The sequence below is a fragment of the Variovorax beijingensis genome (assembly GCF_007828835.1).
GTDB lineage: Bacteria > Pseudomonadota > Gammaproteobacteria > Burkholderiales > Burkholderiaceae_C > Variovorax > Variovorax beijingensis_A.
Map to the genome: position 1 here is coordinate 383,955 of NZ_VIVL01000004.1, position 24,078 is coordinate 408,032.

The 24,078-nt window shown below is 68.1% G+C and carries 21 protein-coding genes and 1 other RNA gene; 16 read left to right on the top strand and 6 right to left on the bottom strand.

Translation table 11 applies throughout. The features are described from left to right. Positions 1-15 precede the first annotated feature (15 nt). Positions 16-285, bottom strand: coding sequence for a type B 50S ribosomal protein L31 (locus FB547_RS15320; protein WP_007836661.1), 270 nt, complete (start codon positions 283-285; stop codon positions 16-18). A gap of 158 nt (positions 286-443) precedes the next feature. Here FB547_RS15320 and FB547_RS15325 point away from each other — a divergent pair, with 158 nt between their 5' ends. Further along, positions 444-1,517: an oxidoreductase gene (locus tag FB547_RS15325; protein ID WP_145743577.1), complete on the top strand. Its 1,074-nt coding sequence runs from the start codon at positions 444-446 to the stop codon at positions 1,515-1,517. Between the two features lie 54 nt (positions 1,518-1,571). Here the strand turns inward: FB547_RS15325 and rho are convergent, their stop codons facing one another. Then, positions 1,572-2,837, bottom strand: a complete 1,266-nt coding sequence (gene rho / locus FB547_RS15330) for a transcription termination factor Rho (RefSeq protein ID WP_021007063.1) — start codon at positions 2,835-2,837, stop codon at positions 1,572-1,574. Positions 2,838-3,019: 182 nt separating this feature from the next. Beyond that, on the bottom strand, positions 3,020-3,352 hold the full coding sequence (gene trxA / locus FB547_RS15335) for a thioredoxin TrxA (RefSeq protein ID WP_012747433.1): 333 nt from the start codon (positions 3,350-3,352) through the stop codon (positions 3,020-3,022). Positions 3,353-3,510: 158 nt separating this feature from the next. Between trxA and FB547_RS15340 the strand changes: the two genes are divergently transcribed. The 6 genes from FB547_RS15340 to FB547_RS15365 all read left to right on the top strand — a co-directional run bounded on the left by FB547_RS15340 (position 3,511) and on the right by FB547_RS15365 (position 13,671). Further along, positions 3,511-6,105, top strand: a complete 2,595-nt coding sequence (locus FB547_RS15340) for a PD-(D/E)XK nuclease family protein (protein ID WP_145743578.1) — start codon at positions 3,511-3,513, stop codon at positions 6,103-6,105. Further along, entirely contained in the window at positions 6,102-9,365 is a 3,264-nt protein-coding gene (locus FB547_RS15345; protein WP_145743580.1) for a UvrD-helicase domain-containing protein, read from the top strand. Before FB547_RS15340 ends, FB547_RS15345 begins: the two co-directional genes overlap by 4 nt. Next, on the top strand, positions 9,362-10,600 hold the full coding sequence (locus tag FB547_RS15350; protein ID WP_145743582.1) for a TIGR03862 family flavoprotein: 1,239 nt from the start codon (positions 9,362-9,364) through the stop codon (positions 10,598-10,600). Before FB547_RS15345 ends, FB547_RS15350 begins: the two co-directional genes overlap by 4 nt. A gap of 81 nt (positions 10,601-10,681) precedes the next feature. Next, positions 10,682-12,595 (top strand): galactose oxidase-like domain-containing protein, encoded by a 1,914-nt coding sequence (locus FB547_RS15355; protein ID WP_145743584.1) that lies wholly within the window; start codon positions 10,682-10,684, stop codon positions 12,593-12,595. 6 nt (positions 12,596-12,601) lie between these two features. Then, on the top strand, positions 12,602-13,075 hold the full coding sequence (locus FB547_RS15360; RefSeq protein ID WP_261380292.1) for a hypothetical protein: 474 nt from the start codon (positions 12,602-12,604) through the stop codon (positions 13,073-13,075). After that, on the top strand, positions 13,072-13,671 hold the full coding sequence (locus FB547_RS15365; protein WP_145743586.1) for an SCO family protein: 600 nt from the start codon (positions 13,072-13,074) through the stop codon (positions 13,669-13,671). Before FB547_RS15360 ends, FB547_RS15365 begins: the two co-directional genes overlap by 4 nt. Positions 13,672-13,776: 105 nt before the next feature. On the opposite strand, the gene ffs is transcribed toward FB547_RS15365, so the two are convergent. Beyond that, an RNA gene (gene ffs, locus FB547_RS15370) (signal recognition particle sRNA small type) lies at positions 13,777-13,873 on the bottom strand. Positions 13,874-14,051: 178 nt separating this feature from the next. Here ffs and dnaX point away from each other — a divergent pair. From dnaX to FB547_RS15405, 7 genes are all read left to right on the top strand, one after another. Beyond that, on the top strand, positions 14,052-15,911 hold the full coding sequence (gene dnaX / locus FB547_RS15375; RefSeq protein ID WP_145743588.1) for a DNA polymerase III subunit gamma/tau: 1,860 nt from the start codon (positions 14,052-14,054) through the stop codon (positions 15,909-15,911). 97 nt (positions 15,912-16,008) lie between these two features. Next, positions 16,009-16,341 (top strand): YbaB/EbfC family nucleoid-associated protein, encoded by a 333-nt coding sequence (locus FB547_RS15380; RefSeq protein ID WP_012747441.1) that lies wholly within the window; start codon positions 16,009-16,011, stop codon positions 16,339-16,341. A 7-nt stretch (positions 16,342-16,348) separates the two neighbouring features. Next, positions 16,349-16,939 carry a recombination mediator RecR gene (gene recR / locus FB547_RS15385; RefSeq protein WP_025569363.1) on the top strand — a complete coding sequence of 197 codons (591 nt, stop codon included), beginning with the start codon at positions 16,349-16,351 and terminating at the stop codon, positions 16,937-16,939. Positions 16,940-16,989: 50 nt separating this feature from the next. Then, positions 16,990-17,382: an MAPEG family protein gene (locus FB547_RS15390; RefSeq protein WP_145743590.1), complete on the top strand. Its 393-nt coding sequence runs from the start codon at positions 16,990-16,992 to the stop codon at positions 17,380-17,382. A 170-nt stretch (positions 17,383-17,552) separates the two neighbouring features. Beyond that, entirely contained in the window at positions 17,553-18,587 is a 1,035-nt protein-coding gene (locus FB547_RS15395) for an ABC transporter substrate-binding protein (RefSeq protein ID WP_145743592.1), read from the top strand. 74 nt (positions 18,588-18,661) lie between these two features. Next, the gene (locus FB547_RS15400) at positions 18,662-19,558 is read left to right on the top strand and encodes an ABC transporter ATP-binding protein (RefSeq protein WP_145743594.1); all 897 of its coding nucleotides are present in this window, start codon (positions 18,662-18,664) and stop codon (positions 19,556-19,558) included. Beyond that, positions 19,555-20,388 (top strand): ABC transporter permease, encoded by an 834-nt coding sequence (locus tag FB547_RS15405; RefSeq protein ID WP_145743596.1) that lies wholly within the window; start codon positions 19,555-19,557, stop codon positions 20,386-20,388. Before FB547_RS15400 ends, FB547_RS15405 begins: the two co-directional genes overlap by 4 nt. Positions 20,389-20,425: 37 nt before the next feature. On the opposite strand, the gene FB547_RS15410 is transcribed toward FB547_RS15405, so the two are convergent. Beyond that, a complete protein-coding gene (locus tag FB547_RS15410; protein ID WP_145743598.1) occupies positions 20,426-22,036 on the bottom strand; it encodes a transglycosylase SLT domain-containing protein in 1,611 nt (536 codons plus the stop codon). Next, on the bottom strand, positions 22,033-22,812 hold the full coding sequence (gloB, locus tag FB547_RS15415; RefSeq protein ID WP_025569369.1) for a hydroxyacylglutathione hydrolase: 780 nt from the start codon (positions 22,810-22,812) through the stop codon (positions 22,033-22,035). Before gloB ends, FB547_RS15410 begins: the two co-directional genes overlap by 4 nt. Before the next feature lie 19 nt (positions 22,813-22,831). Between gloB and FB547_RS15420 the strand changes: the two genes are divergently transcribed. Beyond that, the gene (locus tag FB547_RS15420; protein ID WP_145743884.1) at positions 22,832-23,587 is read left to right on the top strand and encodes a class I SAM-dependent methyltransferase; all 756 of its coding nucleotides are present in this window, start codon (positions 22,832-22,834) and stop codon (positions 23,585-23,587) included. 35 nt (positions 23,588-23,622) lie between these two features. Beyond that, positions 23,623-24,072 (top strand): ribonuclease HI, encoded by a 450-nt coding sequence (rnhA, locus tag FB547_RS15425; protein WP_145743600.1) that lies wholly within the window; start codon positions 23,623-23,625, stop codon positions 24,070-24,072. Positions 24,073-24,078 lie beyond the last annotated feature (6 nt).

A 24,078-nucleotide genomic window follows, 5' to 3' on the forward strand; every position in this document is an offset into this window, starting at 1 on the left:
GCGAAAGCGCGTGCTTTACTTGGAAGCAGCGCCGGTGGTCTTGCCGAAGCGGTTGCGGAACTTCTCGACGCGACCGCCCATGTTGTCGACCGACTTTTGCGTGCCCGTGTAGAACGGATGCGATTCGCTCGTGGTGTCGAGCTTGAACAGCGGCAGCTCGCGGCCGTCGTCGGTCTTGCCCATTTCCTTGGTGTTCGCGCACGAACGGGTCACGAACTTGAAGCCGTTCGACATGTCGACGAACAGGATTTCGCGGTAGTTCGGGTGGATGCCTTCTTTTGCCATGGTCTTTCCTTTGGGGTCGATGCGAGAGCCACAAGCGCGCCCAAGGGGACACGCCGTTCCGGGGAGGGAAATCGCAGGGCAAGACGCCCGGCTGCACTTTTCGCGGAGCCGCCGATTATCGCATACTGTCCCGATTTGAGCGAAGGACGGCCCTCCAGATGACCTCCAGAACCCTGCGCGCCGGCCTCGTCGGCTATGGCTTTGCCGGCCAGACCTTCCATGCGCCGGTGCTTTCGGCCGTGCCGGGGCTCGAACTGGCGGCCGTGGCGAGCTCCCGCCCGCACAAGGTCCACGCCGACTGGCCCGGCGTGGCCGTGGTGCCCGATGCGGCCGCGCTCGTGGGCCGGCCGGACATCGACCTGGTGGTGGTGGCGACCCCCAACGCCCAGCACCATCCGGTGGCCAAGGCCGCCCTGGAGGCCGGCAAGCACGTGGTGGTGGACAAGCCGTTCACGCTCGACGTGGCCGAGGCCAGAGAGCTCGAATTGTTGGCTCGGCGCAACAATCGCCTGCTGGCGGTCTATCAGAACCGGCGCTTCGATGCCGATTTCCTCACGCTCAAGGACGTGCTGGCGAGCGGAGAACTCGGCCGGCTCGTGTACCTGGAATCGCACTTCGACCGCTTCCGCCCCGAGGTGCGCGACCGCTGGCGCGAACAGAAGGTGCCGGGCGCGGGCCTCTGGGTCGACCTGGGCTCCCATCTGGCCGACCAGGCGGTCCAGCTGTTCGGAACGCCCGACACGCTGCAGCTCGACACCGCGGCCTTGCGCGAGGGCGCGCAGGTCGAGGACTATTTCCACGCCGTGCTGCGCTATGAAAGCGGCCCGCATGCGCCGCTGCGCGTGGTGCTGCACGCCACCACGCTCGCGGCCCATGCCGCGCCGCGCTACATCGTGCACGGCACGCGCGGCAGCTACATCAAGCATGGCGTCGATCCGCAGGAAGACGCGCTGCGCGCCGGCCAGCGGCCGCCGATGGCGGGGTGGGGCGCCGATCCGAAGGACGGCGAACTCGTGGTGCCCGCCAACGACGGCGGCGAGCCGCAGCGCCGGACCTGGCCCACGCGGGCCGGCAACTACGTCGAGTACTACGCCGCAGTGCGCGATGCGATCCTCGGCAACGGCCCGAACCCGGTGCCGCCCGAGCAGGCCGTCGCACTGATGGAACTGCTCGACATCGGCCAGCAGAGCGCGGCCGAGGGCCGGGCGATCAGCCTCATCGGTTGCCCATGAAAAAAGCGCGTTGGCCCGGGGGCCAACGCGCTTTTTTTGCGGCGAGCGTGGTGCTCAGCCGCCGCGACGCATCATGTCGAAAAATTCGACATTGGTCTTGGTCGCCTTCATGTTCTTGAGCATGAGCTCCATCGACTCGATCTCGTCCATGTTGTACATGAGCTGGCGCAGGATCCGGGTCTTCTGCAGGATCTCGGGTGCCAGCAGCAGCTCTTCGCGGCGGGTGCCGCTGCGGTTGAGCTGGATCGAGGGGAACACGCGCTTTTCGTAGAGGCGGCGGTCCAGGTGGATTTCGGAGTTGCCGGTGCCCTTGAACTCTTCGAAGATCACTTCGTCCATGCGGCTGCCGGTGTCGATCAGCGCGGTGCCGATGATGGTCAGCGAGCCGCCTTCTTCCACGTTGCGCGCCGCGCCCAGGAAGCGCTTGGGACGCTGCAGCGCGTTGGAGTCGACACCGCCGGTCAGCACCTTGCCCGACGAGGGTACGACGTTGTTGTAGGCGCGGGCGAGGCGGGTGATCGAGTCGAGCAGGATCACCACGTCCTTCTTGAGCTCGACCAGGCGCTTGGCGCGCTCGATCACCATCTCGGCCACGTGCACGTGGCGCGCCGCGGGTTCGTCGAAGGTCGAGGCAATGACCTCGCCCTTCACGGTGCGCTGCATTTCGGTCACTTCTTCAGGCCGCTCGTCCACCAGCAGCACCATCATGTGCACTTCGGGGTAGTTGGCGCTGATGGCGTGGGCAATGTGCTGCATCATCACCGTCTTGCCGCTCTTGGGCGGCGCCACCAGCAGGGCGCGCTGGCCCTTGCCGATGGGGGCGATGATGTCGATGATCCGGCCCGTGATGTTCTCGTCGCTCTTGACGCCGTCGCGTTCCAGCTTCATCTGTTCCTTGGGAAACAGCGGCGTCAGGTTCTCGAACATCACCTTGTGCTTGTTCTGCTCGGGCGGACCGTCGTTGACCTTGTCGAGCTTGGTCAGCGCGAAGTAGCGCTCGCCGTCCTTGGGCGTGCGCACTTCGCCTTCGATCATGTCGCCGGTGTGCAGGTTGAAACGGCGCACCTGGCTCGGCGAGATGTAGATGTCGTCCGTGCTGGCCGTGAAGCTGGTGTCGGGGCTGCGCAGGAAGCCGAAGCCGTCGGGCAGGATTTCGAGCACGCCGTCGGCAAAGACCTGTTCGCCGGCCTTGGCGCGCTTCTTGATGATCGCGAACATCAGCTCCTGCTTGCGCATGCGGCCGACGTTTTCGATCTCAAGCGCTTCAGCCTGCTTGAGGACTTCAGACACGTGGAGTGCCTTGAGTTCGTTTAAGTGCATGGAATGACCCCTTGCGGGGCAATCGATCGGAAAAACGGGGGGAGGTTTGATGTGAGGCGAGAGCTGCCTCACAAACCGGGGAACTCGAACCGGTTACCTCTAAGGGGCCGGTGATCTGTGGGAGATTATGACAGCAAAAATCCGTCCGGCCAACGCATTGCGCGCTGGCCGGGTGAAATGCCTTACGCGAGCTGCTGGTCGATGAAGGCCGTGAGCTGCGCCTTGCTCATGGCGCCGACCTTGGTGGCGGCCAGCTGGCCGTCCTTGAACAGCATGAGCGTGGGGATGCCGCGGATGCCGAACTTGGCCGGGATGTCGCGGTTCTCGTCGACGTTGAGCTTGGCGATCTGCAGCTTGCCTTCGTAGGCGGTCGACACTTCGTCCAGGATGGGGGCGATCATCTTGCAGGGGCCGCACCATTCGGCCCAGTAGTCGACCAGCACGGGCTGGCTGGACTTGAGCACGTCGGCTTCGAAGGAAGAATCGGAGATGTGTTTGATCAGGTCGCTGGCCATGTGATGTGTCCTTGTGCGCAGAGAGTTTCGGTGCAGCTAAAGTGCTGGTCATTGTGACAGAAACCAAGGGGTGGGGTGCCATGCGGGAACGCTATGGCGCCGATAGCAAAAGCCCTTTGCGCGTTGCGCCTCCACGCCCTCCAACCCCTCGATAGAACATGAACGAAGGCCACCCCGTCCAGGCCCTGTGGTGCGACCCCGCCGGCGGCGTCGTCGCGCGCATCGCTGGCGCCATTGCGCAGCACGGGCTGCATGCGGCGCGCACCGTGGTGCTGGTGCCGTATGCGCAATTGATGGGTGTGGCCCACGGCATGTGGTCGCGCTGCGGCGGCCCCGGCTTCGCGCCGCGCTTCGAGACCACGCGCAACTGGGCGCGCAGCGCGGGCGGCTTCCTGCCCACGGGCTACGACATTGCTTTCGACATGGCGCGCGACCTGGTCACGGCCCAGGCGCTGCTGTCGCAGGCCGGCTTTGCCGCCGAACGCTTCGCGCTGGCCGGGCGTGTGGTCGAGTTGGCCTACCAGCTGGCGCCCCTGGCGGCGGCCGCGCTGCCCGGGGGACGCGGCAGCGAATGGGCGCAGCGCGCGGCCCAGGTGGCCGATGCGGGCAGCGAGTCGGAATGGTTCCGCATCGAGAGCGCGCTGATCCGCGTCGCGATGGCCTGGGCCGCCAATTCGGGCTATGCCACCGACGTGCTGCTGCGCGACACGGTGCGTGCGCAGGTCGATGCGCTGATCGTGCTCGAAGGCTTCCAGGCCGATCCACTCACGCAGACACTCTGCAGCCTGTGGGGCGATCGCGCCATCCATCTCTCGCTGGTGCCCACAAGCCCTGCGGCCGCTACGGCAGCCGCGCATGTCGCCGCCGATCCGGAAGACGAAGCCGAACTGGCGGCCGCCTGCGTGCTGCGGCACCTGGCCGAAGGCCGCGCGCCGGTGGCACTGATCGCGACCGACCGGGCGCTCACGCGGCGCATCGGCGCGCAGCTGCAGGCGCAGGGTGTCACGGCGCACGACGAAACCGGCTGGAAGCTTTCCACCACGCGCGCCGCCGCCACCGTGATGAGCGCGCTGCGCGCCTGCGCGCACGACGCCGGCAGCGACCAGGTGCTCGAATGGCTCAAGAGCGGCGCCGACGGCGATGCGCTCGCCGTACAGGCGCTCGAATCCCGGCTGCGGCGCGAAGGCGTGCGCGAGTGGTCCGCCTGGTGCGGCCAGGCCGCGCGCAGCGAGAAGCCGCAGGACATCGCGCTGCTGCCTTTCACCGAGGCTGTCGAAGGCCGCCGCATGGACATGGCCCGCTCGCGGCCCTTGGCCGACTGGCTGCGCGCCCTGCGCCAACTGCTGGAGGCCGGGGAGCAATGGGAGCCGCTCGCAGCCGACATGGCCGGCGCCAAGGTGATCGGCGCCTTGTGGCTCGATGCCGATGTCCATGGCGAAGACGACGAATTTCCCGGCGGACGCCACACGCTGGCCGAGTTCACGGCCTGGGTGCGCGACGTGCTGGAAGACGCGAGCTTCGTGCCGCCCGCCGGCAGCGAGGCGCCACAGGTGGTGGTGCTGCCGCTGCATCAATTGCTGGGCCGCGCATTCGGCGCCGTGGTCATTCCCGGTTGCGACGACCGGCGCCTGCCCGCATCGCCCGAGCCGCCCGGCAACTGGAGCGCCGCGCAGCGCGCCGAACTGGGCCTGCCCGCGCGCGAGACGCTCGAGGCCGCGCAACGCTCGGCATGGGCCGCGGCCCTGTGCAATCCGAATTGCGAAGTGCTGTGGCGCCAGTCCGATGCGAGCGGCGAGCCGGTCCGCCCCAGCCCGCTGGTGCAGGCGCTGCAGCTCGACCACGCCCTGCAAATGATGGCGGACCCGCGCACGCCGCGCGAGGTGGCGCTGCAGCCGACCGCCTACCCGACGCCGTCGGGGGCGCTGCTGCCATTGCGCAACATCTCCACCAGCGTCTACGAAGACCTGCGCCGCTGTCCCTACCGCTTCTTCGCGCTGCGGCAACTGGGCCTGCGCAGCGCCGACGAGCTCGATGCCGAGGTCGACAAGCGAGACTTCGGCAACTGGCTGCATGCCGTGCTGGGCCATTTCCATGAGGCGCTGAAAGAGAAGCCAACCAGCGATGCCGCTGAGCGTGCGGCGTACATCAGCGTGGCGGCCGAGCGCGCCACGCGCGAGTTCGGACTGTCCGATGCCGAGTTCCTGCCCTTCGCGGCGGCGTGGCCCGCAGTGCGCGACGGCTACCTTCAATGGCTTGCCGGACACGAGGCGAGTGGCGCCGTGTTCGCTGAATCCGAACCCTGGATGGAACAGCCGCTGGGCAACCTGCAACTGGTCGGCCGGCTCGACCGCATCGACCGCATGCCGGACGGCCAAGCCTTCGTGATCGACTACAAGACCGAATCGGCCGCGGTGACCAAGGAGCGCGTGAAGGATCCGACCGAGGACACACAGCTCGCCTTCTATGCCGCGCTGGTGGCCGACGACACGCTGCGCGCGGCCTACGTCAACGTCGGCGAGAAGTCGTCCGGCACGCAGACCGTCGAGCAGCCCGTGGTGGTGGAGGCGCGCGATGCGCTGGTGGCGGGCATCCTCGACGACTTCACCCGCATTGCCCAGGGCGCGGCGCTGCCGCCGCTGGGGGAGGGCGCAGTCTGCGACTACTGCGCGGCACGCGGGCTTTGCAGAAAAGATTTCTGGGAGATCGAACAGCCTGTACTTTCGTCTCCGACCGAGGGAGGGCCTGCGAAATGAATGGCGCCGCCTACGAACACAACGGCCGGCACGTCACGCGCGAGGCCTTCTACACCGTCGCCTGCGATCCGCGGCGCTCGGTGGCCGTCGAAGCCTGCGCCGGCGCGGGCAAAACCTGGATGCTGGTGTCGCGCATCCTGCGCGCGCTGCTCGAAGAGGGCGAGTCCGCCTGCGAGCCGCACGAGATCCTGGCCATCACCTTCACCAAGAAAGCCGCCGGCGAAATGCGCGAGCGGCTCGACCACTGGCTCGAGCAGTTCGCCGAGCGCAGCCCCGAGGAGCTGGTGCGCGAACTCGTGATCCGCGGCGTCGAGCCCGATGCCGCGCTGGCCGCCGTGCCGCGCCTGCAAGGCCTCTACAGGCGCCTGCTCGAAGGCGGCCGGCCGGTGCAGTTCCGCACCTTCCACGCCTGGTTCGCGGGCCTGCTGCGCAACGCGCCGCTGGCGGTGCTGCGCGAGCTCGGCCTGCCCGCGAACTACGAGCTGCTCGAGGACGATGCCGAGGCGCGCTCGCGCACCTGGCGCCCCTTCTTCGAAGCGGTGACGGCCGACAAGGAGGCGCTGGCCGACTACTACGCCGTCGTCGCCACCTATGGCCGGTCGCAGACCGCCAAGGCCCTGGGCGAAGCGCTCACACGCCGGGTCGAGTTCTCGCTGTCCGACCCGGCGTCGGCGGTGCAGCATTTCAGCGCCATGCATCCGTCGCTCGAAGGCCTCGACGAACCGCCCGAAGCACTGCGCGGCGAGCAGGTCCGGCGCCGCTGGCTGGACCGCGCCGCCGCACTCGGCCGCGAAGCCAACAAGACGCCGCAGAAAGCGGCCGAGGCGATCATCGACGTGTTCGGCAATGGCGAACCGCCGCAGGAGTCGCTCCCTGCCGCGCTCGCGCATCTGCGCAAGAACTTCTTCGTCGCCACCGAAGACCGGCTCAACAAGAACCTGCAGAAATACCCCGCCGCGCAAGAAGCCGAGGCCGAGCTCCAGACCCTGTGCGCCGCGCAGGCCCAGCACGCGGCCTGGCTCTACCAACAGCGCATGACGCGCCTCACGCGCCTTCTGATCTCCGCCTTCGCCGAGGTCAAGCGCGCCCACGGCTGGGTCGACATGAACGACGTGGAACAGGCCGCGCAATTGCTGCTGGGCCAGTCGGCGCTGTCGGGCTGGGTGCAGGAGCGGCTCGATGCGCGCATCGCGCACCTGCTGATCGACGAGTTCCAGGACACCAATCCGCTGCAGTGGCAGGCGCTCTACGGCTGGCTCAGCGCCTACACCGGCGCGGGCGGCAAGGCGCCGCGCGTCTTCATCGTGGGCGACCCGAAGCAGAGCATCTACCGCTTCCGCCGCGCGGAGCCGCAGGTCTTCATCGCCGCGAAGAGATTCGTGCGCGAAGGGCTGGGCGGCGAGCTGCTCAATTGCGACCACACCCACCGCAACGCGCGCGCGGTGGTCGGCCTGGTCAACCAGTCCATGCTGGCCGCGCAGGACGCCGGCGAGTTCGACGGCTACCGCGCGCACACCACCGAGCGCAGCGACGCGGGCGATCTGCTCAAGCTCCCGCCCATCGACCGCGGCGCCCTCGATACCACAGCCGAGGCCGCGCCCGCGGACGACGGCATGCTGCACTGGCGCGACAGCCTCGTCACGCCGCGGGTGCTGCCCGAAGAGCAGTTGCTGCAAAAGGAATGCGAGCAGGCCGCGCGCTGGGTCGCGCAGCGCATTGCCGATGGCACGCCGCCGCGCCAGATCATGGTGCTGGCGCGCCGCCGCAACCGGCTGTCCGCCATGCAGGACGCGCTGCGCCAGCGCCACATTCCCGTGCAGCAGCCCGAGAAGAACGAACTGCACGACGCCCCCGAAGTGCAGGACGTGGTGGCGTTGATCGATGCGCTGGTGTCGCCCGCGCACGACCTTTCTCTGGCGCGCGCGCTCAAGTCGCCGCTCTTCGGCATCAGCGACGAGGCGCTGGTGCAGCTGGCGCTGCGCCAGCGCGAGCACTCCTCTTCAAGCTGGTTCGCGCTGATCCAGAAAGGCGAGGGCCTGCCGGCGGAACTGGCCGAGGCCGGCGCCAGGCTCAGGCAGTGGCAGCGCTGGCTCGCCGCATTGCCGCCGCACGATGCGCTCAGTGCGATCTTTCACGATGGCGACGTGCTGGCCAGGTTCGGCGCCGCCATGCCTTCGGCCATGCGCCAGAGCGCGCTGGCCAATCTGCGCGGGTTGCTGGCGGCTTCGCTCGAGATCGAGGGCGCGCGCTTTGCCACGCCCTATGCGCTGGTGCGTGCGCTGCGCGCCGGCGGCGTCAGGGCGCCTTCCGTCGCCGTGCCCGATGCGGTGCAACTGCTCACCGTGCACGGTGCCAAGGGCCTGGAAGCCGACACCGTGCTCATGCTCGACTGCGACGCGCCGCCGCCGCGCGCCCAGACCATGGGCGTGCTGGTCGAATGGAAGGGCAGCGACAGCGCGCCCACGCGCTTCGTGTTCCTGGCAAGCGAAAAAACGCCGCCGGGTTGCGCGGCCACCCTGCTCGAGGAAGAACAGCGCGCGCGCCATCGCGAGGAGCTCAACGGCCTCTACGTCGCGACCACGCGGGCGCGCGAGCGCCTCGTGCTGTCGTCGGTGCAGCCGGCCCGGGCCAACGAGGGCAGCTGGTGGTCGCGGCTCGAATCGATGTGCGAGCCCGTTGAAGCCGACGAGCCGCTGCTCGCGCTGCCCGTGGAGACCGGGGCCGGAAGTTTCTCGATGAAGAAGATGCCCGTCCTCGCATCTGCGGCCAAGGAAGCACCGGCCACCAGGAAAGCCGCAGGCGCTACCGTCGATGCGCGGGCTGCGGCCTTCGGCCAGGCGATGCACCGGCTGCTCGAATGGGCCCGGCAGGGCGAGGCGCTGCCGCCTGCGCACGTGCGTGCCGCGGCCCGCGAATTCATGCTCGATGCGCAGCAGGCGCGCGGCGCTGCAGTGCTGGCCGAGCGCATCCGCGCGGGCGCCGGCGCCTGGGCGTGGGATGAGCGCATGATCGACTGGCATGGCAACGAAGTGACGCTGGTCCACGAAGGCGAGACGCTGCGCATCGACCGGCTGGTGCGCGAGCGCGCCAGCGGTGCCTGGTGGATCCTCGACTACAAATCCGCTGCGCGCCCCGAACGGGACGCGGAATTGATCGCACAGATGCAGCGCTACCGCGCGGCCGTGCAACATGCCTATCCCGGTGCCTTGGTGCGCGCCGCGTTCCTGACCGGGCAGGGCGAACTGGTAACTCTCGAATGACTCTTTCCCAAACCGTTGCCGTGATCGGCGGCGGACCGGCCGGCCTGATGGCGGCCGAAGTCCTGAGCGCGTCCGGCGTGCAGGTGCACGTCTACGACGCCATGCCCTCGGTGGGCCGCAAGTTCCTGCTGGCCGGCCGCGGCGGGCTGAACCTCACGCATTCGGAGCCCTTCGACGTGTTCATGAGCCGGTTCGGCGAGCGCCGCGCGCAGCTCGAACCGATGCTCGCCCGCTTCGGTCCGCAGCAGGTGCGCGATTGGGCGGCGGGCCTCGGCATCGAGACCTTCGTCGGCACCTCGGGCCGCGTGTTTCCGACCGACATGAAGGCCGCGCCGCTGCTGCGCGCCTGGCTGCACCGGTTGCGTGCGGCGGGCGTGCAGTTCCATATGCGCCACCGCTGGCTCGGTGACGCATCACTGGCCACGGCCTCATTGCGCTTTGCCACACCGACGGGCGAGGCCATCGCGAAGGCCGATGCGGTGGTGCTCGCCCTGGGTGGTGCGAGCTGGGCGCGGCTGGGCTCCGATGGCGCATGGGCGCCGTGGCTGCAGGCGCGCGGGATCGACATCGCGCCGCTGCTGCCTGCCAACTGTGGTTTCGACGGGGCAGGGTGGAGCGAACATTTCGCGAGCCGTTTCGCAGGCCAGCCCTTCAAGTCGGTTGCGATTGCGTTCACCGACAGCCAGGGGCGCCGCTTTGCGCGCAAGGGCGAGTTCGTTGCAACCGCGACCGGCATCGAAGGCAGCCTGATCTATGCGGCCTCGGCATTGCTGCGCGACGAGATCGCCGTGCACGGCAGCGCGACGCTGCTGCTCGATCTGCTGCCCGACCGCAGTGCCGAGCAGGTGCTGGCGGCCGTGAAGCATCCACGCGGCGCCCGCTCGCTCAGCAGCCATCTGAAGAGCCGGCTCGGACTGGAAGGCATCAAGGCCGGCGTGCTGCACGAGGCGCTCAGCCGCGAAGCCATGCAGGATCCCGTGCAACTGGCGGCGACGATCAAGGCCGTGCCGCTGCGGCTGGTCGCGACCCGGCCCATCGACGAAGCCATCAGCACCGCAGGCGGCGTGCGCTTCGAGGCGCTCGACGAACGGCTCATGGTCAGCGCGGCGCCGGGCGTGTTCGTGGCAGGAGAAATGCTCGACTGGGAGGCGCCGACCGGCGGCTACCTGCTGACGGCGTCCATGGCCAGTGGGGCGGCCGCGGCGCGCGGAGCGATCAAGCAGCTGGGCCTCTGAGGGCATGACTGAATACTTTTGTATTGTTTATTGCACGCGCAAGGATTAAGCTGCGACCAGACAAAAAATAAAGGAGCAGCGATGACCAGCGTTCCATCGCCGCGCGCCGCGCGCGGGCTTGCTTATGCATCCCTGGTGTTCCTGGTTTGGTCCGGCGGTGACGCAGGAGGCGGCGCCCGCGCGCAGGGCGCAAATCCGACGCTGGCGGGCGCGTCCGCATCGGCAAGCAAGCCGGTGCCGCCAGACGGACAGCCGGCGTCCCTCACCAGTCCGTCCCCCGGCACCAAGTTCGCCAGCCGCAGCGCGACCTTCGTCTGGACCAACACGGGTGCCAACCAGTACGGCTTGACGATCCTGTCGGCCTCTTCGGCGACACCCGTTGTGGACACATCGACCAGCGCGACAACGCTGACGGTGACAAACCTTCCCATAGACGGTGCGGGGCTCGTGGTCCGGCTGCGCTCCCGATTCAAGGGGAAGTGGCTGCCGGCCAACGAGTACCTGTTCACGGCAGCCGGCTACACCGCGGCGCAATCGACCGCCGCGGTGAAGCCCTGGTCCGACCCGATCGCGTTGCCACTCGTGCCCGCGTCGGCCGCGAACCTGCCGGACGGCAAGCTGCTGCTGTGGGCAGCCCGCTCGCCCAACAGCTTCAGCACGAGCAGCAGCGAGGCCTACACCTACACCACGGTGTTCGACCCCGTCACGCGAAGCGCCAGCCCGTTGTCGATCACGGCGACCGGCCACCAGATGTTCTGCCCCGGCCTGAGCATGCTGGCCGATGGCAGCGTGCTGGTCAGCGGCGGCAGCGATGCGACGAAGACCTCGATCTACGACCCGGCGCTGGGCGGCTGGGTGACGGGTGCGCAACTCGGCATTGCACGCGCCTACCAGGCGAGCACGACGATGTCCGACGGCTCCGTGTTCACAGTCGGCGGGTCGTGGAACGGCGGGCAGGGCGGCAAGTACGGCGAGGTGTGGTCGGCCGCCACCAGGACCTGGCGCACGCTGTCCGGCGTACCGGCCAACATGCCCGATGCGAGCAATGTCTCGAACCCGCCGCTGGCCGGCCCGGACGCGGCCGGGGTCTACCGGGGCGACAACCACATGTGGCTGTTCGGCGCCGCCGACGGCTGGGTATTCCACGCCGGTCCCGCGGCGGCAATGCATTGGATCGACACACGCGGCAGCGGCGCGATCCTGCAGGCCGGTCCACGCAGCGACGACCCCTATGCCATGACGGCCAGCGCCGTGATGTACGACATCGGCAAGATCCTCAAGCTCGGCGGCGCGCCCAACCACGACAGCGGCGACGCCTTCAAGACCGCCTACATCATCGACATCAGCGCGGGCGCGCCGATGGCACCCACGGTGCGCAAGCTCTCGCCGATGGCTTATGGCCGAACCTTCGTGAACAGCGTGGTGCTGCCCAACGGCGATGTGTTCGTGATAGGCGGGCAGACGCAGCCCGTTCCGTTCTCCGACTCCTACAGCGTGCTGGCGGCCGAGTTGTGGAGCCCGGAGCTCGAGACCTTCATCACCGTGCCGCCGATGCAGAAACCGCGCAACTATCACAGCATGGCCTTGCTGCTGATGGACGGACGCGTGCTGTCGGGCGGCGGTGGGCTGTGCGACTGTGCGGGCGACCACCCGGATGCAGAGATCTACACGCCGCCGTACCTGCTGGCGAGCGACGGTTCGCCGGCGCCCCGCCCGGCCATCACGGCCGCGCCGGCCAGCGCCACATGGGGAAGCCAGATCGCCGTGACGACCGATCGCGCGGCGGCCCGCTTTGCGCTGGTGCGCATGGCATCGGCCACTCACTCGGTCAACACCGATCAGCGCCGCATCCCGCTGTCATTCACGGGCACGGCAGGCAACTACCAGTTGGGCATTCCGGCCGACCGCGGGACGGTGCTGCCGGGCAACTACATGCTGTTTGCGCTCGACAGCAGTGGCGTGCCAAGCGTGGCGCGCACCATCAACATCCGGTAGCGGCCGGTGCGCTTCGCGAAGCCGAGGCCTTCGATGATGATGCTGGCGCTGGCCTTCGGAACCGCACTGGCTGTTGGCCCGGCGTGGTCCGAAGAGCCTGAAGCGGCCGTGCCTTCCTCGGTGGCGCGCGGCGTGCGCCTGTTCGATGGCGCCGAGCCGCTGGCCGGCACACTGTCCGGCCACAACGCGCCGCTGCCGAGTGCTGCGACGCGCTGCATCCAATGCCATGCGGGGCCCGGCAGGTCCGCCGCCGCGGTCCCCGGATTCGCGCCGCCGCTCGACCGGCGCCAGTTGCGCGAAACCCTCCCGCGGCGCGGCGGCCCGCCCGTCGCGTACGAGCGCGCATCCTTCTGCCGCACGCTGCGCACCGGCGTCGACCCGGCCCACGTCACGCTGCCCCGAGCCATGCCGCGCTTCGATGCCGACGATGGCCAGTGCGCGGCGTTGTGGGACTATCTGACGCAGGCTCCCTCCGAATGAACGCGCCTAGCCGCTTCCTAACCTGCAGGGCTGCATCCCTCGGGCGCCGGCGCCTGCTTGCCGCGAGCGCGCTGGCGTGGCTGGGTGTGCCTCCGGCCCGCGCGAACGACAGCACCGGCCCGGTGATGCCGGCGGTGGCGGCCCCGGCCTTGCCGCTGCGGCGCCATGATGGCGCCGCGCCAATGCTCGCGGCGCAGCTCCGAGGCAGCCTGACGGCCGTTCAATTGATGTTCACCGGTTGCAGCACGGTCTGCCCGATCCAGGGGGCCTTGTTCTCGACGCTGCAGGCGGCATTGCTGACCGAGCGCAATGCAGCGGTGCGTCTGCTGTCGCTGAGCATCGATCCGCTGGCCGACGACCCCGCGGCATTGAGCGCCTGGCTGCGGCGTTTTGGCGCAAGACCGACATGGAGCGCGGCGGCGCCAGCCCCCGAAGCACTCGAGTCGATGTTCAGGCTTTTCACGGGAGGCGCGGCAGCGGGCGACCGGCATACCGGCCAGGTTTATCTGTTCGATCGCCGCGCCCGCCTGGTCTGGCGTACCAGCGAACTGCCGCCTGCCGAAGAGGTCATGGCCGGCTTGCGACAGATTGGATAGCGGGGGCAGCTGTGCGAAAGTCTGCAGGCAGGTTCTGCGGACCGGGACTCGTGGCCCCTGTTCAGCGCGCAAGCTCTTGAGAGCTCACGGCTTCCTGGATGTTAGGTTGACGAGCCTTACCCCTGGCACTGACTACGCAGTTAGGGCTGCTTGGTTCCCCACCTGACCCGGTTGGCCACTTCACCATGCAGGGAGGCCCGTCAAAGGCTATTGTAACCCCCCAGGCTGCGCGCACTTCGTGTCGCTTCGCCCACCCCCTGCTGGGGGCGATACCAGCGGCCCGGCTGAGCCGGTTCCGCGGTATCCCGCGAAAAGACAGGGCCTTTTTTGATTGCGGGGTGAGGGCAAGAGGGGCCGCCGCGCCTTTTAGAATGCCCGCAATGTCTTATCTCGTGCTCGCTCGCAAGTTCCGTCCGAAAACCTTCGGTGAGATGGTTGGTCAGGGGCACGTGGTGCAGGCGCTCGAGAACGCGTTGACCACGCAGCGGCTGCATCACGCCTATCTTTTCACCGGGACGCGGGGCGTGGGCAAGACGACCGTCTCCCGCATTCTGGCCAAGTCGCTCAACTGCCAGGGCCCGGACGGGCAGGGCGGCATCACGGCCACGCCTTGCGGGGTGTGCCAGGCCTGCAAGGACATCGATTCGGGCCGTTTCGTCGACTACACCGAACTCGACGCGGCATCGAACCGTGGCGTGGACGAGGTGCAGTCGCTGCTCGAGCAGGCGGTCTACAAGCCGGTGCAGGGGCGCTTCAAGGTCTTCATGATCGACGAGGTGCACATGCTCACCAACACCGCGTTCAACGCGATGCTGAAGACGCTCGAGGAGCCGCCGGAATACCTCAAGTTCGTGCTCGCGACCACCGATCCGCAGAAGGTGCCGGTCACGGTGCTGTCGCGCTGCCTGCAGTTCAACCTGCGGCCGATGGCGCCCGAAACGGTGCTGGAGCACCTGACGGGCGTGCTGCAGGCCGAGCAGGTGCCGGCCGAGCCGCAGGCGCTGCGCCTGCTGGCGCGCGCGGCGCGCGGCTCGATGCGCGATGCGCTGTCGCTCACCGACCAGGCCATCGCCTTCGGCAATGGCGAGTTGCTCGAAACCGGCGTGCGCCAGATGCTCGGCAGCGTGGACCGCGGCCATGTGTTCAAGCTGATCGAGGCGCTGGCACTGGGCGACGGCCGGACGGTGGTCGACACCTCCGAAGCGCTGCGGCGCGACGGCATGTCCGCCGCGTCCACGCTGGAAGAAATGACCGCCGTGCTGCAGGCCATGGCCGTGCTGCAGGCAGTGCCCTCGCGGGCCGAATCGGCCGATTCGGCGACCGATCCCGATGCCGCCGACACGGCGCGCCTCGCGTCGCTGATGCCGGCCGACGAAACCCAGCTGCTCTACAGCCTGTGCCTGCACGGGCGCGGCGAACTGGGCCTGGCGCCCGACGAATACGCGGCGCTCACCATGGTGCTGTTGCGGCTTCTGGCTTTCAAGCCTTCCAACGCGGCCGCTGCTTCGGCCTTCGCGGAAAAAAAAACTCTGAATGAAGCCGCCCGGGCGGTTTCGGTCCCTGCGGCCGTGGCACCGGCTCATCAGCACACGGCGGTGATCGCCGCGCCGCCAGCGTCGAATCCCCCCGCTGCGCCGGTGCCTCGATCCAACCCGGCGCCGGCCGGCCAGCGCCTGGCCGTGGTCAGCGAGCCGGTGCGGCAGGGCGGGGCCCGGCCTTCCGCCGAGGCCGAACCCTCGCCGGCTGCGGAAGCGCCGCGGGTGCTTGCCGTTCCGATGCGCGTGCAGCCGCCGCCGAGCCAGCGCGACGCGCCGCGCCCCGACGAGCAGCGCGGCCCGGCGCCGCCCATTCCGCCGAGCGAGGACGGCGACTTCTGGCACGCCGCGGTCACGCAGATGATCGCGGCCGAGAGCATCAGCGCGCTGGCGCGCGAGCTCGCGCTCCAGTCGCAGCTGGTGGCGCGCGATGTCGACCAGTGGATACTTCGCGTCGAGCGCGAGCTGCTCAACCAGCCTTCGGCCCGCGAGAAGCTCACCGATGCCCTGGCCGCACTTGGCCACGGCGTGAAGCTCGCGATCGAGATCGGCGCCGTGGTCGACAGCCCCGCGCGCCGCAACAAGCAGGCGGCCGACGAGCGCCAGCGCGTGGCCGAGGAGGCCATCCGCAGCGATCCCGAAGTACAGATGCTGATGCGCGAATTCGATGCGAAGATCGTGCCCGGAACACTCAAGCCCGCCTGACTGAACGCCACTGAAAAACCGTGCCGGCACTTGCGGCATTCGGCATCGGCCGCCATCTCTCTTATCCTTCCTCCATTTCAACCAATCAGGACCAACGATGTTCAACAAAGGACAACTGGCCGGCCTCATGAAGCAGGCGCAGGCAATGCAGGACAACCTCAAGAAGGCCCAGGAAGAACTGGCCACCATCGAGGTCGAAGGCGAGTCGGGCGCAGGCCTCGTGAAGGTCGTGATGACCTGCAAGCACGACGTCAAGCGCATCACCATCGACCCGAGCCTCCTGGCCGATGACAAGGACATGCTCGAAGACCTCGTGGCCGCCGCCTTCAATGCCGCGGTGCGCAAGGCCGAGGAAACCAGCGAACAGAAGATGGGCAAGCTCACCGCGGGCATGCCGGGCCTTCCGCCCGGCATGAAGCTGCCGTTCTGAGCCATTGATGGCCGACGCCAGTTCGCTTGACGCCCTGGTCGATGCGCTGCGCCGCCTGCCCGGCGTCGGCGTCAAGTCGGCCTCGCGCATGGCCTTCCACTTGCTGCAGCACGACCGCGAGGGCGCACAGCTGCTTGCGCGCGCCTTGCAGCAGGCGGCCGGCAACGTGCGGCATTGCGAGCGCTGCAACACCTTCACCGAAGCACCAGTCTGCAACGTGTGCCTGGACACGCGCCGCGACGCAGGCAAGCTCTGCGTGGTCGAGACGCCGGCCGACCAGGCCGCGCTCGAGCGCACCGGGGCCTTCCGCGGCTACTACTTCGTGCTGATGGGCAAGCTCAGCCCGCTCGACGGCATCGGGCCCAAGGACATCGGCCTGCAGAAGCTCTTCGACCGCGCGCTGGACGGCACGGTGAGCGAGGTCATCCTGGCCACCAACTTCACGGCAGAGGGCGAAGCCACCGCGCACGTGATCGGCGAAGCGCTCCGGCAGCGGGGCCTGAACGTGACGCGCCTCGCGCGCGGCGTGCCCGCGGGCAGCGAACTCGAATACGTGGATCTCGGCACCATCGCGCATGCCTTGGTGGACCGCCGATAGCGCGCAGCGGCCGCTGCAGCCGCCGTGCTGAAAGCAGACAAGCAATCCCCATGACTTTTTCCTTGCTCACCGTCGCTTACTGGTGCGTGTTCATCGCCTGCGGCCTGCCGTATTTCGCGGCATGGATCGCCAAGGCCGGCAGCTTTGGTCCGCGCGACAACGTGCAGCCGCGCGACTGGGCCGCAAGGCAAAGCGGCTGGCGGGCGCGCGCCAACAGCGCGCAGGCCAACAGCTTCGAAGGCCTTCCGTTCTTCATCGGCGCGGTGATCATTGCGCATCAGCTCGGCGCCAATCAGGCGCGGCTCGACATGCTGGCGGCGGCCTATGTCGTACTGCGTGTGATCTATATCGCGGTCTATATCAAGGGCATCGGCTCCGTGCGCAGTGCGGTCTGGGCGCTCGGTTTCGTGATCAATATCGCGATCCTTTTTCTCGCGCGCTAAGAGCGCAAACGGCCGCTGCGCCAGCGCGCAACAGGCCGTTTGGCACAGGCCTCGCGGAGGTCTTCATGCTTACGTGGAAACCCGCACGGGATGACCCCGATGCAGGCAACGGGGGCGCACCCCTAAGCTCGATTCAGTCCACCAGAATCAAGTGCCCGCAGGATTGCTCCATGCTCCACCGCAGAACCCTCATGACAGTCTCCGCAGTTGCTGCGGCAACCATCGCGCTGCCGCGGGTCTTTGCGCAAGCCAAGCTCGAGAAGACGAAGATTTCCATTGCGGTGGGCGGCAAGGCGGCGTTCTACTATTTGCCGCTCACCATCTCCGAACAGCTCGGCTACTTCAAGGCCGAAGGCCTCGACGTCGAGATCTCCGATTTCGCCGGCGGCGCACGCGCGCTGCAGGCCGTGGTGGGCGGATCGGCAGACGTGTGCTCCGGTGCCTACGAGCACACCATCAACCTTCAGGCAAAGAACCAGTTCTTCCAGGCCTTCGTGCTCCAGGGCCGCGCGCCGCAGATCGCAGTGGGCGTGTCGACCAAGAACATGGCGGGCTACACCGGCATTGCGGATCTCAAGGGCAAGAAGATCGGCGTCTCGGCACCGGGCTCCTCGACCAACATGGTGGCCAACCTGGTGCTGTCGCGCGGCGGCCTCAAGGCCAGCGACGTGAGCTACATCGGCGTGGGCGTGGCGGCCGGCGCGCTCACGGCGCTGCGCTCGGGCCAGATCGACGCCATCAGCAACACCGACCCCGTCATGACCATGCTCGAGCAGAAGGGCGACGTGAAGATCATCAGCGACACGCGCACGCTCAAGGGCACGCAGCAGGTGTTCGGCGGGCCGATGCCTGCGGCCTGCCTCTATGCGCCGGTCGACTTCATCCAGAAGAATCCCAACACCTGCCAGGCGCTGGCCAATGCGATCGTGCACGGCCTCAAGTGGCTGCAGACTGCCGGCCCGGGCGACATCATCAAGACAGTGCCCGAAACCTACCTGCTCGGCGACCGCGCGCTGTACCTCGCGTCCTTCGACAAGGTGCGCGAATCGATCGCCACCGACGGTCTCGTGCCGGCCGACGGCCCCAAGACGGCGCTCGCCGCGATCTCGAGCTTCGACACCGCAGTGAAGCCCGACAAGATCGATCTCATGAAGACCTACACCAACGATTTTGCAAGGCGCGCGAAAGACAGGTTCAAAGCCTGATTCCGAACGTCCCCGCGACCCGGCTTCGGCCGGGTTTTTTCTTGTGGCGGCCAATGCCAGAATTCCTGCCAGACATGTCCGACTACGCACTCGAGCTTCTCTCCATCAGCTGCACCTTCCATTCGAAGGACGATCCGGGCCAGCGCTACACCGCGGTGGCCGACACCACGCTGCGCGTGCGGGCCGGAGAATTCGTCTCGGTGGTGGGCCCCACGGGCTGCGGCAAGTCGACCCTGCTGAACGTGGGCGCGGGCCTGCTCGAGCCTTCGTCGGGTACCGTCAAGGTCTTCGGCCAGACGCTCGCGGGCGTGAATGCGCGCGCCGGCTACATGTTCCAGACCGAGGCACTGATGCCGTGGCGAAGCGCCATCGACAACGTGATGGTGGGGCTGCAGTACCGCGGCGTGCCCGATGCCGATGCGCGCGGGCAGGCCGAGGCCTGGCTCTCTCGCGTGGGCCTCTCGGGCTTTGGCGACCGCTATCCGCACCAGCTCTCGGGCGGCATGCGCAAGCGCGTGGCGCTCGCGCAGACGCTGGTGCTCGACCCCGACATCATCCTCATGGACGAGCCCTTCAGCGCGCTCGACATCCAGACGCGCCAGCTGATGGAGAACGAGGTGCTCGAACTCTGGAGTGCGCCGAGCGAGGGCCGCCGGGCCGCCCCAAGGCAGGAGCTCACCCCCTCGGGGGGTGGGCGCACAGTGCCCGGGGGCTCGCACGGACGGAAGGCGGTGCTCTTTATTACGCACGACCTCGACGAGGCCATTGCGATGAGCGACCGCGTGGTGGTGCTGTCGGCCGGGCCGGCCACGCATCCGATCGGCGAGTTCGCGATCGATCTTGCGCGCCCGCGCGACGTGGCCGAGGTGCGCACGCAGCCGCGCTTCGTCGAGCTGCACACGCAGATCTGGGAGGTGCTGCGCGACGAAGTGCTCAAGGGCTATGCGCAGCAGCTGAGGAAGGCCGCATGATGCCGCGCCTGAACGAACGCAACGCGCGCTTCTGGCAGCTGGTGCTGCTCGCGATCATCCTGGTGGGCTGGCACCTGGCTTCGCGCAACCAGCAGGTGGCTTTTTTCCTGGGTGAGCCGATCCAGGTGGCGGGGCGCATCTGGAGCTGGTTCCTGCCGTTCGAGGTGCCGCCGAACCTGCTGTTTCCTGAAGGCCTGAAGGGCAATGCCGACATCTACCGGCACCTGGGCACCACGCTGCTCGAGACGGTGCTGGCCTTCGGCATCGGCACCGTGCTCGGGCTGGCCTGCGGGCTCTGGCTGGCGCTGGCACCCACCGCGAGCCTGATCCTCGACCCCTACATCAAGGCCGCCAACTCCATGCCGCGCGTGATCCTCGCGCCCATCTTCGCGCTGTGGTTCGGCCTGGGCATCTGGAGCAAGGTGGCGCTGGCCGTCACGCTGGTGTTCTTCATCGTGTTCTTCAACGTCTACCAGGGCGTGCGCGAGGTGAGCCCGGTGGTGCTGGCCAACGCGAAGATGCTCGGCGCCAACCAGCGGCAGCTGCTTCGCACGGTCTACCTGCCGAGCGCGACGAGCTGGGTGTTCTCGAGCCTGCACACCTCGGTGGGCCTGGCCTTCGTTGGCGCGGTGGTCGGGGAGTACCTGGGCTCGGCACGCGGCGTGGGCTACCTGATCCTCCAGGCCGAGGGCACCTTCGACGTGAACACCGTCTTTGCCGGCATCGTGGTGCTGACAGGCTTTGCGCTCTTGCTCGACGGCCTGGTCGGCCTGATCGAGAAGCGGCTGATGAAGTGGCAGCCGCGCAGCGGCGAAACCGAAAAGCTCTAGCGCAGCGCCTCGGTTGCCGCCGGCTCGCAGGCAAGGCTCAGCGCTTTTTCTTCGACGGCGTGCCGCCGCGCTTCTCGCGCACCACCTGCTTGCTTGCCGGCGTCTTCACCACCACGTTGCGGCCGCGCGCGGCAACCGCTTTCACCTGGCTGCCGCCGCGCTTGTCGGCAACGGCGGCTCGGCCGTGCGCCCGTGCCGCGCCCGACCCGACGCGCGCTTCGGGCGCAGCACGAACCGGCAGGTACACCACCACGCTGTAGCCGCGCTTGAATGCGTGGTTGAGCTTGACGTCGTTCCACTCGGCCACGCTGTCGGGCTTGAGCTTGTAGCGGCGCGCGATGCTGGCCACGCTGTCGTTGCGTCCGGCCTTGACGGTGGTGCGGCGATTGACGATTTCGGGCTGGAAGCTCAGTTGGCCGCTGTCCGCCACCAGTGCCGTCACGTCCTCCTTGACGCGGGCGCTGCGCGGCACGATGAGCGTCGAGCCGGCCTTGATGAGCATGCGCGGCGGAATGCTGTTGAGCGCGCGCAGGTCGGCCTCGCTCATGCCCGAGCGCTGGGCCGCATCGGCCACCGTCATCGTGTTGGGAACCACCCATGCCGTCCAGCTGGCGTACTGGCCTTGCGAGTACGCATCGAAGTTGCGCTGGAACACGGCCGCGTTGTCCCAGGGCAGGAGGATCTGCGGCGTGCCGGCCGCCAGCAGCACGGGCTTGTGCGCGGCCGGATTGAGGGCGCGGAAGTCTTCGAGGCGGATGTCGGCCAGCTTGGCGGCGAGTTCGACGTCGAGGTCGCGCGTGAGCGTCACGGTCTGGAAGTACGGGTGGTTCGCGATCAGCGGCAGCTCGGTGTTGAACGCCTGCGGATTGGCCACGATGTTCTTCACCGCCTGCAGCTTGGGCACGTAGAGCCGCGTTTCGGCCGGCATGGAAAGATCGCTGTAGGTGGTGGGCAGGCCCAGGCGCTGGTTCTTGGCGATCGCGCGGCTCACGCTGCCTTCGCCCCAGTTGTAGGCGGCCAGGGCGAGCTGCCAGTCGCCGAACATGCCGTAGAGCTTTTGCAGGTAGTCGAGTGCGGCGCGCGTCGAGGCCACCACATCGCGCCTGTCGTCGCGGAAGATGTTCTGCTTGAGGTCGAAGTCGGTGCCGGTGGCGGGCATGAACTGCCACATGCCCGCGGCGCGCGCGCTGGAAATGGCCTGCGGGTTGAACGCGCTCTCGATGTACGGCAGCAGCGCGAGCTCGGTCGGCATGTTGCGCCGCTCGAGTTCCTCGACGATGTGGAAGATGTACTTGTTCGAGCGCTCGGTCATGCGCTGGATGTAGTCGGGCCGGCTGGCATACCACTGCTCGCGGTCGCGCACCAGGTCGCTCTCGAGGTTCGGCATCTTGAAGCCGCGGCGGATGCGGTCCCACATGTCGGCGGGCGGCGCCAGCGTGACGACGCTCTGCGAATGGGCTTCGCTGTTGGTGATGGGAGTGAGCGGGCCACCCGGGTAGACCGGCGCGGCGCTGCCGGAGGCCTTGGCGCCGGTGCCGCCGGCGGAGGATGGCGCGGATGCGGCGGTGGAGGAAGACGAGCTGGTGGTGCCCGCGCAGCCCGCGAGCAACAGTGAGCCTGCAAGGCAGACAGCAGCGATAAGTTTCATCGGAAGTCGTTTTTCCATTGGCGCAGCGCAGCAAACACGTCGGCTTCGGCCGCATCTGCGGAAAGCTCGGCGTGCTCGCGCACCGCTCTAAGGACAGTGGCTTCGCGGCTGCGAAGAAAGGGGTTGATCCGGCGTTCGGTGGCCAGTTGCGAGGGCAGTGTGGGCCGCCCCTGCGCGCGCAGGCTTTCGCAGTGCGCGCTGTACTGAGTCAGATCGGCATTGCCGGGTTCCACCGCGCGGGCGAAACGCAGGTTAGCAAGTGTGTATTCGTGCGCGCAGCATACGCGTGTGTCGCCCGGCAGTGCGGCGAGCGCATCGAGCGAAGCCAGCATTTGCGCCGGCGTGCCTTCGAACAGCCGACCGCAGCCGCCGGAGAACAGCGTGTCGCCGCAAAAAAGAAGCGGCGTCCGGCCGGCGTTTGCGGGCAGGAAGTACGCGATGTGGCCGGCCGTGTGGCCCGGCACGTCGATGACCGAAAAGCGCAGCCCGAGCACCTCGGCCGTGTCGCCGTGCGACAGCGGCTTGAACGGCTCCGGAATGCGTTCGCGCGCCGGACCGAAGACCGGTGCGCCGGTGGCCGCATGGAGCGCGGCCACGCCGCCCGTGTGATCGGGGTGATGATGCGTGACTAGAATCGCGGCGAGCTGCAGCTTGTCGCGCGCCAAGGCGTCGAACACGGGTTGGGCGTCGCCCGGGTCCACCACGATCGCGTTGGACCCGTCCTGCAGCATCCAGATGTAGTTGTCAGCGAAGGCGGGCAGCGGAACAAGGGTCATGAGCGGTCAAATTATAGGTTTGCAGGATTGGTTCGCGACCCCCCCCGGCCGCTACCTGCTCGCGTGGGAGCAGGCCCAGTTCGACGAGGCCGTGGCGGATGTTTTCGGCTACCACGCGCTGCAGCTCGGCGCCGCCGGCGTCGATGGCCTGCGCACCAACCGCATGCCGCATCGCTGGCTGGCCCTGCCCGACCCGATCCAGCCGTCCGGCAGGGCGGCGCTGTTCACCGATTTTGCGGCGCTGCCGTTTGCTGCCAACAGCCTCGACCTGGTGGTGCTGCCGCATGCGCTGGAGCTCAGCGAGGACCCCCACGCGGCCTTGCGCGAAGTGGAGCGGGTGCTGGTACCCGAGGGCCGCGTGGTGATCTGCGGGCTCAATCCGGCCAGCCTCTGGGGCATGCGGCAGCGCCGCGCGCACCTGTACCGTCGGCTCGGCTTCGGTGATCTCTTTTTGCCCGAGGGCGGCGAGTTCATCGGCTATTGGCGCATGCGCGACTGGCTGCGGCTCCTGAGCTTCGAGGTGGAGTCGGGGCGCTTCGGCGTCTACCGGCCCGCGGTGCGCAGCGAGGCGTGGCTCGAGCGCTGCCGCTGGATGGACGCCGCCGGCGAGCGCTGGTGGTCCATCTTCGGCGCGGCGTACTTCCTGGTGGCCGTCAAGCGCGTGCGCGGCATGCGCCTGCTGAGCGCCGACTGGCGCCGCGCAGCGGCGCGCGCCACCGCGCCGGTACCCATTGCAGGCAAGATGCACAAGGCCAAGGCCGACCGCGCCGATTGATATTGAAGTATTGAAAGAAGAAGGAAAAGAGCGTTTTGAACGAAGTCGTGATCTACACCGATGGTGCGTGCAAAGGCAATCCCGGCCCTGGCGGCTGGGGCGCGTGGCTCAAGTCGGGCGCCACCGAAAAGGAACTGTTCGGCGGCGAACTCAACACCACCAACAACCGGATGGAGCTCACCGCCGTGATCGAGGGACTGGCCGCGCTCAAGCGGCCCTGCAAGGTCATCCTCTACCTGGACAGCCAGTACGTGCGCATGGGCATCACCGAATGGATCCGCGGCTGGAAGGCCAAGGGCTGGCGCACCTCGACCAAGCAGCCGGTCAAGAACGTCGAGCTCTGGCAGAAACTCGACAAGCTGGTGGCCGAAGGAGGTCACGTGATCGAATGGCGCTGGGTCAAGGGCCATTCGGGCGACGTCGGCAACGAACGCGCCGACATGCTCGCCAACAAAGGCGTGGACAGGGCACTGGGCCGGATCTGAGCCTTG

Bases quoted from the DNA above. Each gene is read 5' to 3' on its own strand.
- FB547_RS15320 (WP_007836661.1), bottom strand. From the start codon at position 285: ATGGCAAAAGAAGGCATCCACCCGAACTACCGCGAAATCCTGTTCGTC.
- FB547_RS15325 (WP_145743577.1), top strand. From the start codon at position 444: ATGACCTCCAGAACCCTGCGCGCCGGCCTCGTCGGCTATGGCTTTGCC.
- rho (WP_021007063.1), bottom strand. From the start codon at position 2,837: ATGCACTTAAACGAACTCAAGGCACTCCACGTGTCTGAAGTCCTCAAG.
- trxA (WP_012747433.1), bottom strand. From the start codon at position 3,352: ATGGCCAGCGACCTGATCAAACACATCTCCGATTCTTCCTTCGAAGCC.
- FB547_RS15340 (WP_145743578.1), top strand. From the start codon at position 3,511: ATGAACGAAGGCCACCCCGTCCAGGCCCTGTGGTGCGACCCCGCCGGC.
- FB547_RS15345 (WP_145743580.1), top strand. From the start codon at position 6,102: ATGAATGGCGCCGCCTACGAACACAACGGCCGGCACGTCACGCGCGAG.
- FB547_RS15350 (WP_145743582.1), top strand. From the start codon at position 9,362: ATGACTCTTTCCCAAACCGTTGCCGTGATCGGCGGCGGACCGGCCGGC.
- FB547_RS15355 (WP_145743584.1), top strand. From the start codon at position 10,682: ATGACCAGCGTTCCATCGCCGCGCGCCGCGCGCGGGCTTGCTTATGCA.
- FB547_RS15365 (WP_145743586.1), top strand. From the start codon at position 13,072: ATGAACGCGCCTAGCCGCTTCCTAACCTGCAGGGCTGCATCCCTCGGG.
- dnaX (WP_145743588.1), top strand. From the start codon at position 14,052: ATGTCTTATCTCGTGCTCGCTCGCAAGTTCCGTCCGAAAACCTTCGGT.
- FB547_RS15380 (WP_012747441.1), top strand. From the start codon at position 16,009: ATGTTCAACAAAGGACAACTGGCCGGCCTCATGAAGCAGGCGCAGGCA.
- recR (WP_025569363.1), top strand. From the start codon at position 16,349: ATGGCCGACGCCAGTTCGCTTGACGCCCTGGTCGATGCGCTGCGCCGC.
- FB547_RS15390 (WP_145743590.1), top strand. From the start codon at position 16,990: ATGACTTTTTCCTTGCTCACCGTCGCTTACTGGTGCGTGTTCATCGCC.
- FB547_RS15395 (WP_145743592.1), top strand. From the start codon at position 17,553: ATGCTCCACCGCAGAACCCTCATGACAGTCTCCGCAGTTGCTGCGGCA.
- FB547_RS15400 (WP_145743594.1), top strand. From the start codon at position 18,662: ATGTCCGACTACGCACTCGAGCTTCTCTCCATCAGCTGCACCTTCCAT.
- FB547_RS15405 (WP_145743596.1), top strand. From the start codon at position 19,555: ATGATGCCGCGCCTGAACGAACGCAACGCGCGCTTCTGGCAGCTGGTG.
- FB547_RS15410 (WP_145743598.1), bottom strand. From the start codon at position 22,036: ATGAAACTTATCGCTGCTGTCTGCCTTGCAGGCTCACTGTTGCTCGCG.
- gloB (WP_025569369.1), bottom strand. From the start codon at position 22,812: ATGACCCTTGTTCCGCTGCCCGCCTTCGCTGACAACTACATCTGGATG.